At 45.5% G+C, this 15,931-nt stretch carries 17 protein-coding genes and 1 pseudogene; 13 read left to right on the top strand and 5 right to left on the bottom strand.

All coding sequences use genetic code 11. The features are described from left to right. Positions 1-52 precede the first annotated feature (52 nt). Genes EGM68_RS00285 through EGM68_RS00275 form a run of 3 tightly spaced genes read left to right on the top strand, consistent with a single transcriptional unit; the run spans position 53 to position 2,989 of the window. Entirely contained in the window at positions 53-1,393 is a 1,341-nt protein-coding gene (locus tag EGM68_RS00285) for a YycH family regulatory protein (protein WP_129548485.1), read from the top strand. Between the two features lie 18 nt (positions 1,394-1,411). After that, the gene (yycI, locus tag EGM68_RS00280) at positions 1,412-2,176 is read left to right on the top strand and encodes a two-component system regulatory protein YycI (RefSeq protein ID WP_013373885.1); all 765 of its coding nucleotides are present in this window, start codon (positions 1,412-1,414) and stop codon (positions 2,174-2,176) included. A gap of 6 nt (positions 2,177-2,182) precedes the next feature. Beyond that, on the top strand, positions 2,183-2,989 hold the full coding sequence (locus EGM68_RS00275) for an MBL fold metallo-hydrolase (RefSeq protein WP_058712154.1): 807 nt from the start codon (positions 2,183-2,185) through the stop codon (positions 2,987-2,989). Here the strand turns inward: EGM68_RS00275 and EGM68_RS00270 are convergent. Beyond that, positions 2,958-3,164, bottom strand: a complete 207-nt coding sequence (locus EGM68_RS00270; RefSeq protein WP_129548484.1) for a hypothetical protein — start codon at positions 3,162-3,164, stop codon at positions 2,958-2,960. The two genes, EGM68_RS00275 and EGM68_RS00270, sit on opposite strands and share 32 nt — an antisense overlap. 503 nt (positions 3,165-3,667) lie before the next feature. On the opposite strand from EGM68_RS00270, the gene EGM68_RS00265 reads away from it, so the two are divergent. After that, a complete protein-coding gene (locus EGM68_RS00265) occupies positions 3,668-4,903 on the top strand; it encodes a S1C family serine protease (RefSeq protein ID WP_013373882.1) in 1,236 nt (411 codons plus the stop codon). Between the two features lie 86 nt (positions 4,904-4,989). Here EGM68_RS00265 and EGM68_RS00260 read toward each other — a convergent pair whose 3' ends face one another. Then, a complete protein-coding gene (locus EGM68_RS00260; RefSeq protein WP_129548483.1) occupies positions 4,990-6,711 on the bottom strand; it encodes a cellulase family glycosylhydrolase in 1,722 nt (573 codons plus the stop codon). A gap of 206 nt (positions 6,712-6,917) precedes the next feature. On the opposite strand from EGM68_RS00260, the gene EGM68_RS00255 reads away from it, so the two are divergent. From EGM68_RS00255 to EGM68_RS00240, 4 genes are all read left to right on the top strand, one after another. Beyond that, positions 6,918-7,682 carry a class I SAM-dependent methyltransferase gene (locus EGM68_RS00255; RefSeq protein ID WP_129548482.1) on the top strand — a complete coding sequence of 255 codons (765 nt, stop codon included), beginning with the start codon at positions 6,918-6,920 and terminating at the stop codon, positions 7,680-7,682. Between the two features lie 105 nt (positions 7,683-7,787). Continuing rightward, complete coding sequence (locus tag EGM68_RS00250) at positions 7,788-7,955, top strand: CxxH/CxxC protein (protein WP_013373879.1); 168 nt, start codon at positions 7,788-7,790, stop codon at positions 7,953-7,955. Positions 7,956-8,035: 80 nt separating this feature from the next. Continuing rightward, positions 8,036-8,944, top strand: a complete 909-nt coding sequence (locus EGM68_RS00245) for an AraC family transcriptional regulator (RefSeq protein WP_129548481.1) — start codon at positions 8,036-8,038, stop codon at positions 8,942-8,944. A 28-nt stretch (positions 8,945-8,972) separates the two neighbouring features. Beyond that, positions 8,973-9,461 (top strand): DinB family protein, encoded by a 489-nt coding sequence (locus EGM68_RS00240; protein ID WP_025679357.1) that lies wholly within the window; start codon positions 8,973-8,975, stop codon positions 9,459-9,461. Between the two features lie 83 nt (positions 9,462-9,544). Here EGM68_RS00240 and EGM68_RS00235 read toward each other — a convergent pair whose 3' ends face one another. Beyond that, complete coding sequence (locus EGM68_RS00235; RefSeq protein WP_013373876.1) at positions 9,545-9,889, bottom strand: helix-turn-helix domain-containing protein; 345 nt, start codon at positions 9,887-9,889, stop codon at positions 9,545-9,547. Between the two features lie 177 nt (positions 9,890-10,066). Between EGM68_RS00235 and EGM68_RS00230 the strand changes: the two genes are divergently transcribed. From EGM68_RS00230 to EGM68_RS00220, 3 genes are all read left to right on the top strand, one after another. Then, positions 10,067-10,900: a DNA-binding protein gene (locus EGM68_RS00230; protein ID WP_129548480.1), complete on the top strand. Its 834-nt coding sequence runs from the start codon at positions 10,067-10,069 to the stop codon at positions 10,898-10,900. 178 nt (positions 10,901-11,078) lie between these two features. Next, positions 11,079-11,558, top strand: a complete 480-nt coding sequence (rlmH, locus tag EGM68_RS00225) for a 23S rRNA (pseudouridine(1915)-N(3))-methyltransferase RlmH (RefSeq protein ID WP_040102471.1) — start codon at positions 11,079-11,081, stop codon at positions 11,556-11,558. A gap of 572 nt (positions 11,559-12,130) precedes the next feature. Next, the gene (locus EGM68_RS00220) at positions 12,131-13,345 is read left to right on the top strand and encodes an MFS transporter (protein ID WP_040102472.1); all 1,215 of its coding nucleotides are present in this window, start codon (positions 12,131-12,133) and stop codon (positions 13,343-13,345) included. A 196-nt stretch (positions 13,346-13,541) separates the two neighbouring features. Here EGM68_RS00220 and EGM68_RS00215 read toward each other — a convergent pair whose 3' ends face one another. Continuing rightward, on the bottom strand, positions 13,542-14,198 hold the full coding sequence (locus EGM68_RS00215) for a hypothetical protein (protein ID WP_040102473.1): 657 nt from the start codon (positions 14,196-14,198) through the stop codon (positions 13,542-13,544). A gap of 287 nt (positions 14,199-14,485) precedes the next feature. Here EGM68_RS00215 and EGM68_RS00210 point away from each other — a divergent pair, with 287 nt between their 5' ends. Together EGM68_RS00210 and EGM68_RS00205 are read left to right on the top strand one after the other, a co-directional pair. Beyond that, positions 14,486-14,632: a hypothetical protein gene (locus EGM68_RS00210; RefSeq protein WP_412534809.1), complete on the top strand. Its 147-nt coding sequence runs from the start codon at positions 14,486-14,488 to the stop codon at positions 14,630-14,632. 44 nt (positions 14,633-14,676) lie between these two features. Beyond that, positions 14,677-15,095, top strand: a pseudogene (locus EGM68_RS00205) (DoxX family protein). Positions 15,096-15,174: 79 nt separating this feature from the next. On the opposite strand, the gene EGM68_RS00200 reads toward EGM68_RS00205, so the two are convergent. Then, positions 15,175-15,813 (bottom strand): helix-turn-helix transcriptional regulator, encoded by a 639-nt coding sequence (locus tag EGM68_RS00200; RefSeq protein WP_230493891.1) that lies wholly within the window; start codon positions 15,811-15,813, stop codon positions 15,175-15,177. Positions 15,814-15,931: the final 118 nt, after the last annotated feature.

The raw sequence follows: 15,931 nt of genomic DNA, 5'->3' as shown, positions 1-15,931 counted from the left end.
GAACTTGTACGACTTTTACGCTGCCTATGTCGGGTGAAGGGAGGGAAGCACAGTGAAGGAACGTTTGAAGTCCTGGACGCTTGTTTTGCTGGTGGCTTCCAGCCTAGTTCAGACTTATTTTTTGATCTACCGTCTTCCGGGTAGTGATTCTGTAATCACCTCAGAAACGAACTATGTCAAAACCGAAAGCATGGGGCAGGAGAAAAAGATTGAAAATCTTGTATTCCCTGATAGGATGCTAATTCATCAAGGTGAGAAGAAACATACCGTTTTTTATCCGGGGGTTACTTTTTACGATTTAATTTATACACGGCTGGAAAGTCGAAGTTTTAACAATTTCCAACGTCGGAGTATCCAATCAGCGGACTGGGCACGGATCCGCAGTGAGAATGAGGGGATCGAACTATCATTTTCAGGCGGAGTTCCGGTTTCATTACTGGAACGGGTTATGCGTCTGACGCCGGATTCGGTGTTTCAGGGAGAGACGATTAACCGCATCTGGATCTATATCGACGAAAAGAATGCCAAGCCGCACGCGCTTTTTTTTAGTGCCAGAGGCGATGTGGTGTATGAGGCGAACCAGTTCGATATGACGGTAGAAGACATTCGGCAGCATGTGAATTTTGGGAAAAATGCTCCGTTGTACAAGCTGGTGAATAATCAGTACTACATTCCCGTGAATGACCTGGAGACTGTACAGCCTGTGGTATATGCCGGGTTGTTTACGACGGAACAGATGCAGCGAAATTTATTTTTCGATCCAGGCATTACGCGCAATATTCAGGAAAAAGATGGTTCCCAAATTTATACAGATAGCAAGCGTAGTCTACAGATCAAGCAGGATCAACGTTGGATGAGCTATACCGATCCCAGTGCACCAGGGGCAGATGGAAGCAGTCCGATTAGGGACGTATTGGCCGCAGTTGATTTTGTAAATCAGCATGGCGGTTGGGATGCTTCATATCAGATGAAATTGAGGAGCAGCGATGAAAATCGCACAAGTGTGATGTTCCAGCAGTATTATGGTGCTTACCCGGTGCTGGACACGCCATCGTTCCGCTTTGGTACGATTTCATTGCAAATCCAGCAGGAGACTGCATCTGTCTATGATCGTTCGTTGCTGTATCTCAAGGGCGGGGAGCAATCCTCGAAAAAGGTGTTGCTGCCAGGTGGTGAAGCCTTGGAGAAGCAACTGCAAGTGGTAGGCGATGGCAAGTCGATTAGGGATCTGACTCCTGTATATCAGCCGGAGCTGATCAATGACGGGTTGAAGCTTGTCCCTGAGTGGCGTGTTACGTTCAGCGATGGTTTTGCGGCAGAGATTCATGCTGTTCCTGTAACGACAGCATCCAATACAACACCAACGAAATCAGACCAAGAGACAAAGCGATGATAGGAAGGGGGAACGGGAATGGATTGGAGCCGCGCTAAAAACGTACTGATCTGTACATTTTTGCTGCTCAATGTGGTATTGGGTTATCAACTGTGGCATGATGCGCAGGAAACGGCCGGGCCGAATCTGGATTTTACTTCACTGGATGAAAACACGCAGCGTTTAATGGAAGAGAAAAGCATTCAGGTGTTGGCTCCGATTCCCGGAGATACCCCGCAGCTGCCCAAGCTGTCTTACACCTATGTCCATAGTGGAGAGAAAGATGAACTTGTGCAGCTGCTGAGACCGGTGGACAGCAAGCTGGTATTTACTCATGATGCGCTAGTGGAGGCACTGGAACCGCAAATCAAGGATATCGATAGCTATCAGTATGATCCGCTGGATGTTCAGGAGGAGCTCGTATCCGGACAGGCAGATGCTTTTGTGCTGCATCCATTGGTACAGGGCAAGTGGCCGCTCTTTAATGTGAAGCTGGCTCTGTTTTACAGCAATCAGAAGATTACAGGGTATCGCAAAATTCAGGTGGAGCTCCAGCCCTCGGATGAGGCAAAGAAAATGCTGCCTGCGTCCAAAGCCTTGGCGAGGTTGATCGACGGCTATTTGCCGCGTGACTCCGTAGTGAAGGATATCCGGCTCGGATATTATGGGCAGACCTTTAACTCCGATAGCCAGGTGGCTGCCCCGGTGTGGCGGTTTATGCTGGACAACGGAAAAGGTGTGTATTATGTACAGATGAACGGAGATGTCATTAGTCCAAAGACAGAACATACAGAAGGGTCTTGAACAGATATGGGGATTTCTTTTACCGTGCTGTCGAGCGGTTCGACCGGCAACGCTACCGTTGTGCGGAACGAAGACACGACATTGCTCATCGATGCAGGTCTCAGCGCAAAGCGTATTGACGAATTGCTGAAAGAACGCGATCTGAGCGGAGAAGAGTTGGATGGTATTTTGGTCACACATGAGCATTCCGATCATGTTAAAGGACTAGGCGCCATGGCGCGTAAATATAATTTACCTATATATGCTAACGAGAAGACATGGTTTGCCATCAGCAACGCTGTTGGGCAAATTGCGGACGATAACCGCAGAATATTGGAGACAGGCGCGACACGGGAATTTGAGTCATTGCGTGTAGAGTCTTTTGGCATCTCCCATGATGCGGCTGAGCCTGTAGGGTACAGCTTTTATGATGGGGCAGAGAAGCTTAGCGTAGCAACCGATCTCGGCTATGTCAGTGATAAGGTAAAACAAGCGATATCAGATGCAGATGTATTGGTGCTGGAGGCTAATCATGATGTAGAAATGCTGCGTATGGGCCGTTATCCTTGGAACATCAAGCGCCGTATTCTCAGTGATATCGGCCATTTATCCAATGAGATGGCAGGAGCGATTCTTAGCGAGCTGTTGACCGGACGGACAAAGCGAACGTATCTGGCACACTTGAGCCGCGACCACAATATGATGGAACTTGCGAAGATGACTGTACGCGATGCGATGGAAGACCGCGGCTGTTTTTACAAGGATAGTGAGTTTCGATTGTGTGATACGTATTATGATCGTCCTACACCTTGGGATAAGGTAAGTGAGCCATAAAGCTGTCCAGCTCGGCGGCTTTGCGCTCGACCTCTTCACGGGTCACTATGCCTTTGTCTATCAGTAGTTCAATCAATGTACTTAGTGCCAGTGTATTCCGGTAGTGCTCGTCTTTCAAATCCGCAAGCTTGGCAGCCATGCGAACTTCATCCATAGCGGAACGATGGGAATTCATCTTATATTCCTCCTGTAAAAATATTTTTAAAATGGCGTGCAATAAGCTTGGTTCTGCCTGTGGTTTTGCCCGGTGCTGTGATACAATAAAGCTAACAGCAGAAAGCTTTCTGAAGGAAGGCTCTCATCGAAAGTATAGGCTGCTTTAAGCGGACGGGAACAAGCCAGAACGTCTCTATGAGACGATCATTTTGTAATAGAATAGAAGACTTGTTACTATTGTAGTCCATTGGTTTGGAAATCATTCCTCTTTTTCCCTCTATTCGGGGTCAAATTTGGCGTGTATGCTAATTTATGAGATTTGGTTGCTTAGGAAAGTGCTATTTGTGGTGATTAATAAGTAGACCAAAACGATTAGTTGCTGAATTCCGATGGTGGGGGATATTCAATCCATTTGTGATGTTCAACGGAGCAGGTTCTCTGTAGCATAGGTTGGCGCAAGCCCGAATAGCCCTAATTTTTTAGTGAGTGTCGGTGCATGACAACGAAGGGGAGAGGATTAGCATGGGCTTGTTTGAAGATGATTTTTATTCAACGAAGGTGTCCACACGTGCGGCTAAAAAAACAGCATTTAAAGCACGTCGCGGAGGACGGGGACGTTGGCCGCACAGGAATCGCCGGGTAAGTCCGGTGCAGGCTGCTGTCATCAGCGGTGCGGTTAGTGCAGTGGTTGCCGTGCTGCTGTTCAGCTTTATTACAGGTCTTCCCTCCACTACAGCAGTAACCGGAGCAAGTCATTATCCCTTGCGGCAAGCAGCGGGCGATCCGTATGACCGGATTGTGCAAGCGGCAGCTAAGATACGCCCAGCTGTCGTCAGCATCGTAAACCTGAAAGGGGAAGACGGTAACAGTACGGAACAATCAGCGCTTGGATCGGGCGTCATTTTCCGCGTGAGCTCAGGCAAAGCCTTTATTATGACGAACAACCATGTCATTGAGGGATCGGATGATCTGGATATTGTAACCGTAGACGGTGTCAGAAAAGAAGCGAAGCTGGTCGGAAAGGATCGCATTAGTGATATCGCTGTACTGGCCGTTGATGATAAAGGCATTAGCACAGTAGCGGATATCGGGGACTCCAGCAAACTTCGTCTGGGCGAGACGGTCATTGCGATTGGAAATCCACTCGGATTGGGAGACACGCTGACCTCTGGCATTGTGAGCTATACGAATCGAATTATTCCGATTTCCATCAATCAGGATGGTGTATATGACTGGGAACAGCATGTGATTCAGACCGATGCAGCGATTAATGAAGGAAACAGCGGCGGAGCGCTGGTCGATCTGGACGGACGGGTGATTGGCATCAATACGATGAAAATCGCCGATACAGGTGTGGAAGGATTGGGCTTTGCCATTCCCGCCAATGAAGTAATGAAGACGGTGAATGAACTGGTTGAGGACGGCAAGATCACCCGCCCTTATCTGGGGGTGTACACGGTGGATCTTAATAATGAATATGCACCGCTGGATGAAACTCAGCGCAAGGAACTCAAGCTGCCTGACAGCGTGAAAGATGGGGCCGTTGTTCTGGAGGCCCATGGTCCTGCCAAGGAGGGCGGCTTGAAGCTGAACGATGTCATTACAGCGTTTGATGGCGAACCGATTAACTCTACGCTTGATTTGCGTCGCTACCTGTACGATAACAAGAAGATTGGCGATGAGCTGAAAGTTACCTTTTACCGGGCAGGCAAGGAAGAGTCGGTGACGTTAAAATTAACAGATAAGCCGGAAGGCTAAGGTTGAATGATAGGCTTAACTATAAAGAAGGCGCTCTCCGGCTTATTTCCGGGAACGCCTTTTTTCAATTTCTGCTGTGCCTTAGATTAAGACGTCACGCCCGTCACACGGGTTCCGCTCTTGGTGATTTTGTATGTCACCACATCTCCGCTCCAGAAGTGGAACTTCAGTGTGACTTCGCCATCCTTCACACTGTTGAAGAATTCAGGCAGCAGCTTGATGCCATGGGTATCATAGGCAGGGGCAAAAGTATTGCCAAATTCTTTATAAGGTGTCCAATCCTGTGGACCGGCATTGCCACCATTCGTATACACGGCTTCCATCGTCGCAAGCTGGCTACCACGGAAGTCTGTTGGAATGGTAAAAGCTTGAGTAGTCCCTTCGACAGCACTTAATTTTGGTGTATCATACACAACGACTCTAAAATTCCAATCCGCCCCCTTATTAAACTTGGCGGTCATTACGGCATTCTCACCATATTTACCGGAAGTTATTAGGCTGGTGAGCAAGCTGGCTTTGAAGGTTAATGTGTCTCCACTCAGCGTGTAGTCGGTCCCCTGTTTCAGTTGCTTGCTGTTGGCATGGAGTGATTTTAACTGGTTGCCGTTCAGGTTTAGAGTGACCTTGGTTTCCTGAACAGGAGAGCCTTTCTTCAAATGAATGAGATCACTAGCTGCATTGGAGGAACGCCCTTTCAGGCTGGCCTTAATAACATTAAAGAGTTCAGGATCAGACCACTTGTACGTTGTCCGGTTCAGGTGCTGGCCGTTATCCCAGAGCATACCTGTTACTTTCTTCTCTTTCATGTAATAGGTCACAAACTCAAAAAATTTCAGCTTTTCGCCCTGTTCAATAACACCTGTATGCTTATCGAAGCCGAGCAGGCCATATTCACCGACAATAACCGGAATTCCCTTGGCTACAAAGGTGTTATAGACATTATCAAACGTTTGAATAATATCATCTTGGGCAACTTTATCAAATGTTGTATTCCCGGCAATGTTTACACTGAAAGGCCAAAAGCCATAATAGTGAACGGTCGCAATCAGATTGGGATCGTTCAGCCCAGTAATTGTGTTGTAAAGCTGGCTGATCTTGGCTTGGGCAGGTGAAGCATCCAGACCGGATAGAACAAGAGGACGAGTGGCATTCTTACCACCGGAGGCGCGAACGATTTTGTGGAAGGATACATTTAGCTCATGAAGCATCTGATTCATTTTCGCTTCATCCGTGGTTCCCCCTTCAGAAAACCGGGGCTCATTAATACTTTCAAACATCAACTTGTGAGGCTGATCTTTAAAGCGGTCGGCAATTTGTGTCCATAATGCGTTATAGCGAGCTAACACTTCATCATGCTTGGGTTCCATACTGCTTACCCACGTCCATGAATCATGATGGACATTAATCATGACATACAGATTGGCGTCCAGTGCCCAGCGAACAACCTCTTCCACACGGTTCATGTAGGCAGACTCAACCGTATAGTTTGGTGCGGCTCCAATGTGCTTATCCCAGGTGACGGGAATGCGAATACTTTTGTACCCTTGGGCAGCAATTTGCTGGATCAAAGCTTGGGTAATGCGCGGATTGCCCCAGGCTGTTTCGTCCGCCCCGACAGCATCCAGCGAATTTCCTAAATTCCATCCGGGCTGCATGGCTTCCACATATGACTGCATATTGCCGGTGGCAGCGGCTGGCTGTGCTTGTCCGTCCGTTTCAACAGCAGCGGCAACGGATGCGAACGAGGTTAACAATAAGATAATGGCAAGCGTCAACGACAGCAATGAAATGGGTCTTCGTTTTAACATAACAGGCCCCTTTACAAAGTTATTTTTGAAAGCGCTTTCTATTAAACACTATCATATTATTTTAATATGGAATACCTGTATAATTCATGTAAAAATCATGTGCTAATTAGATATTTTAATTTTGTAAGCGTTATTATTGAAAAAATACAGAAATGAGTGTAGAATCTATGGCCCCCTCAAATACCAAAAGAAAGAAGGAGATGAATATGAATAAGTGGAACACCGAAGAGGCCATTCGACGCTGGAACATGCATGCAGAAAACTTTACTGCCAAGTACACCGAAGAAGGGGATCGGTCTCGTGAAGTGCTGCTAAATCCTGCTTTGCAAGAGTGTATGGGACTGATCGCAGGTAAAAAAGTGCTTGATGCCGGGTGTGGCGAAGGTTACCTGAGCCGGAAAATGGTTCAGGAGGGCGCGTTGGTGGAAGCTATCGATTACTCGACAGAGATGCTGAAGCTTGCAAGAGAGCGGACACCGTCAGCAATGGGAATTACATATCACCACGGCAATCTGGAGAGGCTGGAGATGTTCGAAGACCAGAGTTTTGATCTGATCGTATCCAATATGGTCATTCAGGATTTGGCTCATTATGAGCTGGCGATTGCCGAAATGCGGCGGTTATTAGTTCCAGGGAGCAGCTTTATTTTTTCTATTCTGCATCCGTGTTTTCTGACACCGCAGAGTGGATGGGTGAAGGATGAGACAGGGAAAAAGCTGTATTGGAAAGTGGATCAGTATTTCAACGAAGGTCCCCTGGAGCAAGCGATTCCTTATGATCAGGAGGAAAAACTTTTGTATTTTCACCGTACGCTGGGCAGCTATGTACAGACCATTGTGGAGGCGGGTTTGTTGTTGGAAGGGATGATCGAACCGAAGCCGTCTGCTGGTATGCTGGACAAATATCCTCATTTCCGTGAAGACCTGAACGTCAGTAATTTCCTCATTTTTAAGACCAAACGTCAGGGATAGTGGGCAAGCCCTTTCCTTTCCGCGTCAAGTGTGGTAGAACAAAAGAAGGCGGTTTTGACACACCTACAACAGGAAGAGCTTCAAACGGAAAGGGATGCAACTGGAATGTACGTGGTATGTAAAGAGCATGTGGAACTGGCAATTGATATGTTCGTCGATGAATACGAGGATGCACCGGATGTCGTCGATCTCAAAGAAACGAAATTTTCGGATTGGGACCCTCCAGTGAAGTGCAAGGAATGTGAGAAGAAAGCCGAGTTTTTGGTCGTCTAAAAAACAAGCACGGGCGTTTCGGGGAGAAACGTCCTTTTTGTATTTATTTCTACCACATCTGAGACAGGAGTGAACGATGGATGGACCCTTTGCTGCATTCACTGTTTCGTCCTCTTCAAGTCAATGGAAGTGACCCCTATACATATTATATTGAGCAAAAACCGTCTGCTGCGCTGAGAGCCTACGTAGCCTGTTATTGGGAGTCTGGCCCGGTTACTAAAGAAGTCCCTGAAGAGAATATGAGAGTATCGGGTAGAGAGGCAGTGGACCGAGTATTACCTGACGGTTGTACGGATATTCTATTAGAATACGACCCGGTGAGTAAGCATCAGGAACTCTCATATTGCGGGACATTTACGCATCCGTTCGTGTCTACCAGACAAGCAGGGTCCGAGACACGTATTTTTGCAGTAAGATTTTTCCCCGGTGGAGCACATTATTTTCACGGCATGCCGACTCATTTGTTTACAGGTGGTAATTATGGCTTGGAAGAAATATGGCCTGAGAATGTCGAGATCATAGGTGAGCGTATTTTGGAGGCACGAGACTTTAATGAACGGGTGCGCATAATGGATCAGTATCTCAACCAGCTGCTACTGAGTCGTAGGAAAAGCGATTGTGACCTGATGAAAAACCTGCTGCATCGCATCTTTGTGAGCGGTGGGAGTGTGGGGGTTAAGGAGCTCGCGGAGCGTGAGACGATCAGTGAAAGACAGCTCAACCGCAAATTTGGGCAATGGATCGGGATCAGCCCCAAGAAGTTCAGTGAAGTCGTCCGCTTTCAGAGCGTTCTCCACAGTATTCAGAGTGGTGGTTCCGTCGATTGGACGGGGCTGGCATTAAAGCACAGCTTTTTTGACCAAGCGCATCTGATCCGTGATTTTCGTAGATTTTATGGAGCTTCTCCGCTTACTGCGGCTAAAGACTTTCGGAAGTTGTCCGATTTTTACAATACACGTTCGGAGCCCACGGCTATACTCAAAATATGAAGAAGAATAGCAAAGGAGAGATGAGAATATGAGTGGAACACTGCAAGTTCGCGATCATCTGCTGAATGAGCTGGAGACCGGAGTACGGACGGGGGAAGCCTTGATTCGTAAAATACGCCCAGAGGATTGGAGCTTTCGCCCACAGGACAATTTCCGCTCGTTGCTGGAGTTAGTGCATCATTTTGTGCTTATTCCGGCTTCGGATCTTGCGATTATGCAGGAGAAGTCCGAGGCAGAAGTGGGAAGCATCGAAAATAGCCTGTCCGGAATGGAAGATCCCGAGCGTTTAGCTGCGACCTTCAGGCAGAATTTTGGGGCTTATAAGGCTTACATTCTTTCGCTCAGCGAGGACGATTATCTGAATCGTTCAACGAAGGCCTTTTATATGGAGCATGGGCATTTACAGGTTCAATGGCAGATTGAGACCGTGACCCACGTATTCCATCACCGCTCGCAGATCTATAATTATCTAAAGCAACTGGGACATGAAGTGAGCTTTTTTATGTTGTATGCTTGAGTATTTTTATATAAAAAGGTTTGGAGGGCACCTGTTGGGTGCTCTTTTTTGGTTTTATTCAAGGCTTTTTAGGGTGAAATGACTTAGTCGAACGCGCGTGAAACTTCTTTACTAACACGTCTAAGAATGCTGATCTGCTCATCATTTAATCTGCTGGTCAACGCTACAAACTCATCTATCGCCTCTTGCCGAATCATTTCGTCTGTAGTCATATGTTCTTCGGAAAACATCAACTCACTGATAGACACGTTTAAGGCGGTTAGCACTTTCTCCAAGGTATCAATCGAAAAGTTTCTTTCTCCTCTTTCTAATGCACCAATATATCTATAGTCCAAGCTTGCGATGTCAGCTAGTTTTTGCTGTGTAAGTCCCTTTGCATTTCGAATAGCCCGGATTCTTGTACCGATTTGCTTGCGTAATTCAGCCATACTACCACCTCATAACAAGCTTATGGAAGATGAAGTGTAAAAGTCAGGTCAAAATATATAGTAAAAATGGTTTATATTACGCATATTAAGTAGTATAATTAGTCTGTTTAGTCACTCCTCACGAGTGGTTAGCAGCTCTAAATCGATAAAGAGGATATACTAGAGGAGGTAATATTTTTGCAGGAGGACATTCTTAAATCACTCAAACCAGATGTGATTGTACAACTGTTAAAAATGGCTTATTCCTTCGAAAACTGGACTCAGGTAGAGACTACATCTGGCATTTTATATAGCCGTGTCCAGCGTATCTACGAAGAGCGGCAGTATCATAAAGCAATGAAATTACCCATCCCGCATGTCAATTTAGAGCGTCCGTTGGTATATTATTTTGGGCTCAGTCACCTGATGTGTGGAATGGCTCACCAGAACCAGGGTGCATATGAGCAGGCAAGGGAATGCATTTACAAGTATGCTGAGCTGGGGTGGATGGAGGATCTAAAGGGTGAAGATATTCAGGTTGTCGAGGAATTCAGGTTTTTAGCTAAGACTAATTTATATGCAGTGGATATTTTGTCTGGAAATATAGAGCTGATTGAGGAATATGTAGCCTTTTTGCAGGATAATCTAGAGGAAATATTACCGGGGCTCAATACCATATTACAGGCAGCGCTTATGTATCATTTGGATGTGGCAGATATCTTACATACGTTTGCAGAGCAGATTGATGAATTCGAGAGTTATGAAGACGCAGAGAACATATCTTACTATTATAGTTACTGCTATCATTTGGCTTTGTACTATCGAAAGTGTGGCAGATTACAGGATGCAGTGATACTTACTGTGCGAGCGATCCAACTAGCAGATCAGTCGGGTAACGATCGTAATTTCAAGAAATGTACAGCATTGTTTGAATCATTACGGGAGTCAGCGACAGCGGAGCAAATCAGCGAATATCGACAGATGCTAATGCAGTGTCTTGATGAATACGGAACTGAGAGCATTCCATTGTGAAGAGTGTAAATGAATGATCCGCTATAACCTGAACAGGGGATAGGCTCGTAACGGAGAGGAAATAGATAGGTAAGAGACGTTTCAGGTGCTAAAATAACTATGTTACAGGTATGTTTTTAAGTTAGGGATCGTAAATACAATTTTACATTATCATTCGATATAGATAGGGGTATGGAATTTGTTTATTCAACTTATAGGTGTTGGCAAGTTAAAAGAGAAGTATTTGGTCATGGGCATTCAGGAATACGCTAAACGACTGGGGCCATACATCAAGTTCCAAATGATTGAAGTAGCCGATGAAAAGGCTCCAGACACACTGAGCGAGGCGGAAGTCCGACAGGTTAAGGAGCGAGAGGGCGAGCGTATTTTAGCCCATGTGAAAAGTGAAGCACACTTGATTGTACTTGCCATCGACGGCAAACTGTGGAGTTCGGAAGAACTCGCAGAGGAATTGGACAAGCTCGGCACCTACGGTACAAGCCATGTTGTCTTCGTCATTGGCGGCAGCCATGGTCTCTCTGACGAAGTTCTCCGCCGTGCCCAGCAGAAGCTGAGCTTCGGACGGATGACCTTGCCACATCAGCTGATGCGATTGGTACTGGTGGAACAGATTTATCGGGCGGTGAAGATTAATCGGGGGGAACCGTACCACAAGTAACGGCAAGTTTTTTGGGTGGGGGCGGGCGAGATTGCTTGCCGCGCATGAGATTCTGATGAAAAAGTTAAAATATTTCACTGAGCCCGGCCTCACCTTCTTAAAAACTGTCTATTTCCTCGTTCGAATGGTGCTAATTTTGTTGCAGTTACCCGTATCACAACCCACGTTTAAAATAAGAGGGTACTGACTGAAAAAAGTGTCAGTAGTGTAGGTTCGTCAATGGCCACTGAGGCTACTGATGGAAAGGAACCTAAATCACAATGGTGAAGTTGTGGGAGCTTTTGCTTAGACAAAGCAATAGCCCCGGCCACCTAACTGATGGATGGGGCTACGGCTAAAAAACAACTTCGTACCTTTTCGTCAAACTTTAGCTCAATACCTCTAAGTTTTTAGCCTTTCTGGACTGATACTTTTTTTACCATTGAATCAATATTCAATTAGATCCAACTGGCATTTACTGAGAAAGACATCATATGTTACAATTATTTAAATTTTGCGATCGGAGGCTAGCCCGTTGTAAGCACTCAATCCTTCCACAACATGAAAACTGAATATAGTGAAGGATGAGGCATATGCTTACAAAATCATTCCATAGACTCTGGTTTAGCCAGGCTCTATCGACTTTAGGAGATATCTGGTACATTTTGGCGCTGGTCGTAACACTATACAACCTTTCCGGTTCGGCATTGGTTACCGCCTTGTACCCTTTGCTTAGATCAACTGGTATGACAGTGGGAAGCATCTTTTCTCCTGTCATCACGCCTAGGTTCCGTTTGAGCCGTCTTCTGAACATTTGCCTCGGAGGGCAAACTCTTGGTCTCGGTTTACTTGCAATGTACATTCTCGTGTGCAGCAAAGAGCAGCTGAGTGTTGTCTTACTGGTCGGTATTGTATTCTTTATCTCCATTCTTGAAGGAATTGCAGGTCCGGTAAGATCGTCATTAGTTCCGCTAACCGTACCGGAAACTTCCCTATTGCAAGCGAATGGAGTTCTAGCAGGAGTCGTACAAACTTGCTCGCTTGCCGGGTGGGCACTTGGATCTATTATCGTTTCGTGGCTTGGTGCTGGCCAAGTAGTAATTATTTCGGCATTGTTGCTTGGCGTGGCTTGGAGTGTTTCTTCTCTTATCCGCGAAAACGGTCCTGTTACACCCGAAGCCTCTAATGCCAATTCGTGGTTCGGTTCCATCCAGGCCGGATGGCGACAGTATTTTCGTGTGCCGAAGTTGCGCCTCCTCTTCTGGATGAATACTTGGGAAGGGCTGTTCGGAGCTGTGTTTGCAGGAGCATTCCTCCTTGTGTTCGTGGGCAAGCGTCTGCATGCTGAGGAGATATGGTGGGGATGGATAAACGGCGCATACTTGGGCGGATTTACAATCGTTAGTCTTCTCGTAAGCCGCTTGTCGAGGCAAATGCCAAATCTGGGTATGATGCTCACAGTAGGCAGCGGTTGTTATGCCATAATAACACTCGGATTTGGCTACACATCTAGTCCTCTTGTAGCGCTCGGCGTCATGCTTATTCTAGGTGCTTCTCAATCAGTGAAGGATTTGGCGGAACGTACGTTAATTCAAACGAGCGTACCTACTTCTGAGTTACCGCCAATTTTCGCCGCCCAATCATCGCTTATTTCGCTCCTCTATGGGGTATCGTTATTACTATGCGGGTGGATTGCCGATACGATGGGCATTCAAGCGCTCTATTTCTTTGCTGCGGCTGGCTTTGCAGTTTCGTCTGCAGGGGCTGTCACCTTCATACTTGTTTATGATCCGCGACAAAAAGGATAATGATGAGTAGCATTCTATAATAAATTTACAGGCCATCCTACAAAGGATGGCCTTAAAAAACTTGCCGTTAGGAACAGTAGGGAGATCCGTACCATAAGTAGGGCGGAACTCTTAGACGAAACAGAAGAGGCGAAAGGTCGGCCACGTGAGTGGTCCTTTCGCCTTTTTTTGATCTTTTTGGGTAGCGGGGCAAATCCTAAGTCCAAGTTAATTCTTTACTGTTTAACAATTCATTCTTCCATTCATCTTTCTTCCAACTTAAATTCTCTCCAAAAGATCTATGGAAGTATTCGATAGACTCCTTTTCATGGTTACTAAATTTAAATACCAGAAAGCATGTTTTTTTAGTGGTAATCACTCGTAGGTAGCCAAGACCATTTGACATCTTTATTAAAAATATTTGTTCCGGGTCAGAAAAATAAGGTTCATATAATGGATTTCCGTTTTCATCAGAGCCAGTCAACCGTTTAGGTGTGGATGGGTCGTGAATATGGAAATGTTTATTTTCCTCCGAGAGTATGGCGCTTATACAGCTTTGTATTTTTAGATTATTAAATTCATCATAAAGTTGAAAAAATACATCAACGCTGAAATCTTCATCATAATTGTTCTTCTCGAAAATCATGTTATACCAACCAGATGTGGACTCATAATAACCTAACTTAACCTTCACAAACTCATGAAAAAACCAAAAAGGTAAAGGAAATAATGTTGAATGATCTTCAAGTTTATTATCTTCCTCTGCATATAAAAAACCAGTAATAAATCCATATAACATAGTAAAGCTTTTCTTTCCTAAATACATACCAGGCTTTTCTTTTATTAAGTTCATTACTGAACTGAATTTGGACATAAGAAATTCCCCTTAAAATGCATTTGCGCTATATGAAGACCGAATTCGTGTACGAGCCCTTTAATCCCTATGCCTGCCGTATTTCTCATGGATATCAGTAAGACGTGCATCGAAGTACTTCCTTACATGGTAACATAATGAGGTTCATTTTTCTACATGTTGAACGTTAGGGTCATAGTTAAAATGTAATTAGTTTCCTAAACGGTATCATAATTTGAAATGATTAATGTTTATTATAAACACATCAAATAGGAAAAACATTAACCAAATCAAAAAAAGGAGTTTTTATGATGGCAGCTTACGCACTTGAAGAAAAAGACAACTTAATCGTTCTAGGTATTGGAACGGAGTTGAAGAGTGATTACCAGGATTATGCCGGAATGAACAAGGAGAAGGAAAGCTTTTGGCGGATAGTGGAACAGGATGAAGGCTGATTTCGGTTGTTAAAAAATAAAACAAGATCAAAGGAGGAATGAAAATGAGTACTACTATGGCACATGAAAAAAACGCGAAAGTAGAATCCCGCCCTGTTGGAAGGTTGGCCGCTTATTGGACGGTCACAATTATATTCGCATTCTCAATTACATTAAGCGGTATCGGGCAACTGATGCGATATGGAGGTAATGTCGATCTAGTGACCGGTATTGGTTTCCCGTTATATATCACAAATATTCTTGGAGTTTGGAAGTTGCTTGGAGTCATTGCGATCGTAATGCCAGGCTTGCCTCGGCTTAAGGAATGGGCGTATAGCGGTATTTTTTCTAATGACCGGAGCGGCTTTATCTCATGCGTTCGCTAATGATTACGGCGATTACGGATTCAATCTCATCCTTCCGCTTTTATGCCGCGCTTGGCATTGCCTCCTGGGCGTTGCGTCCGAAAAGCCGCAGGCTCTAATGGACATAGAAATTTATGCAAAGAAGGCACCCGGTTGAGTGCCTTTGATTTCGTTTTTAAAATGATACGGTGAACCGTATCACAAATAAGGGCAAGTTTTAAAGCGTTCAAACCGTTCCATATATAACGGGTTGTTCTTGTAAAGATCGAAGCCTGCCCGCAGAACGGCTACAGAGTAACGGGCAGCGCCTTCCCAATTCACCAGTCTGTTGCGGTAATCCGGCTTTAAAAACATAATATCCATCATATTCCGTTCGTTATCCGGCAGACTGCCGAAATTGGCTACGATCAGTTCTGCCGCTCGATTCCAGACGATAACGTCCGTACCTTCGTCCGTGATAAAAGAAGGATAATGCAGCTGATCTACGATTTGCTGCAAAACTCTCGTATTCGGCCCTTCGCTATTTGGCACTGTGACGACGCTTGTCTTGTCTACATTGGCCAGATCGAACAGATGCTTCTGCTCATCATCGTCAAGCTGAAGTGCTTTGCCGATACTGAGCAGCACTTCCGGCGAAGGATTAACCTCCTTGCCTTGCTCCAGCCAGGCATAGTAAGTCACGCTTATATGGGCAAGATAAGAGACCTCTTCTCTTCGAAGCCCCGGAGTGCGTCTTCGTCCGGGTAGCGGCTGGATCCCTGCCTCTGAAGGCTGTAACCGTTCCCTGCGCGATTTAAGGAAGTCACCCAATGCGGATGGAGAATGGTTCTTTTTCAAGTGGGTCACCTCTATTTACTTATCTATTTACTCATAGGGAAGATGCAGATTGCTAGTACCAAATGGACCAAAAGAACGTTATATATGATTATTATAATCTCTGTTGAATGCCGTTTCT

The sequence above is a fragment of the Paenibacillus sp. M-152 genome (assembly GCF_003856555.1).
GTDB lineage: Bacteria > Bacillota > Bacilli > Paenibacillales > Paenibacillaceae > Paenibacillus > Paenibacillus polymyxa_C.
The sequence above is the reverse complement of the archived record's forward strand: the minus strand, read 5'-3'. Positions and strand labels throughout refer to the sequence as shown.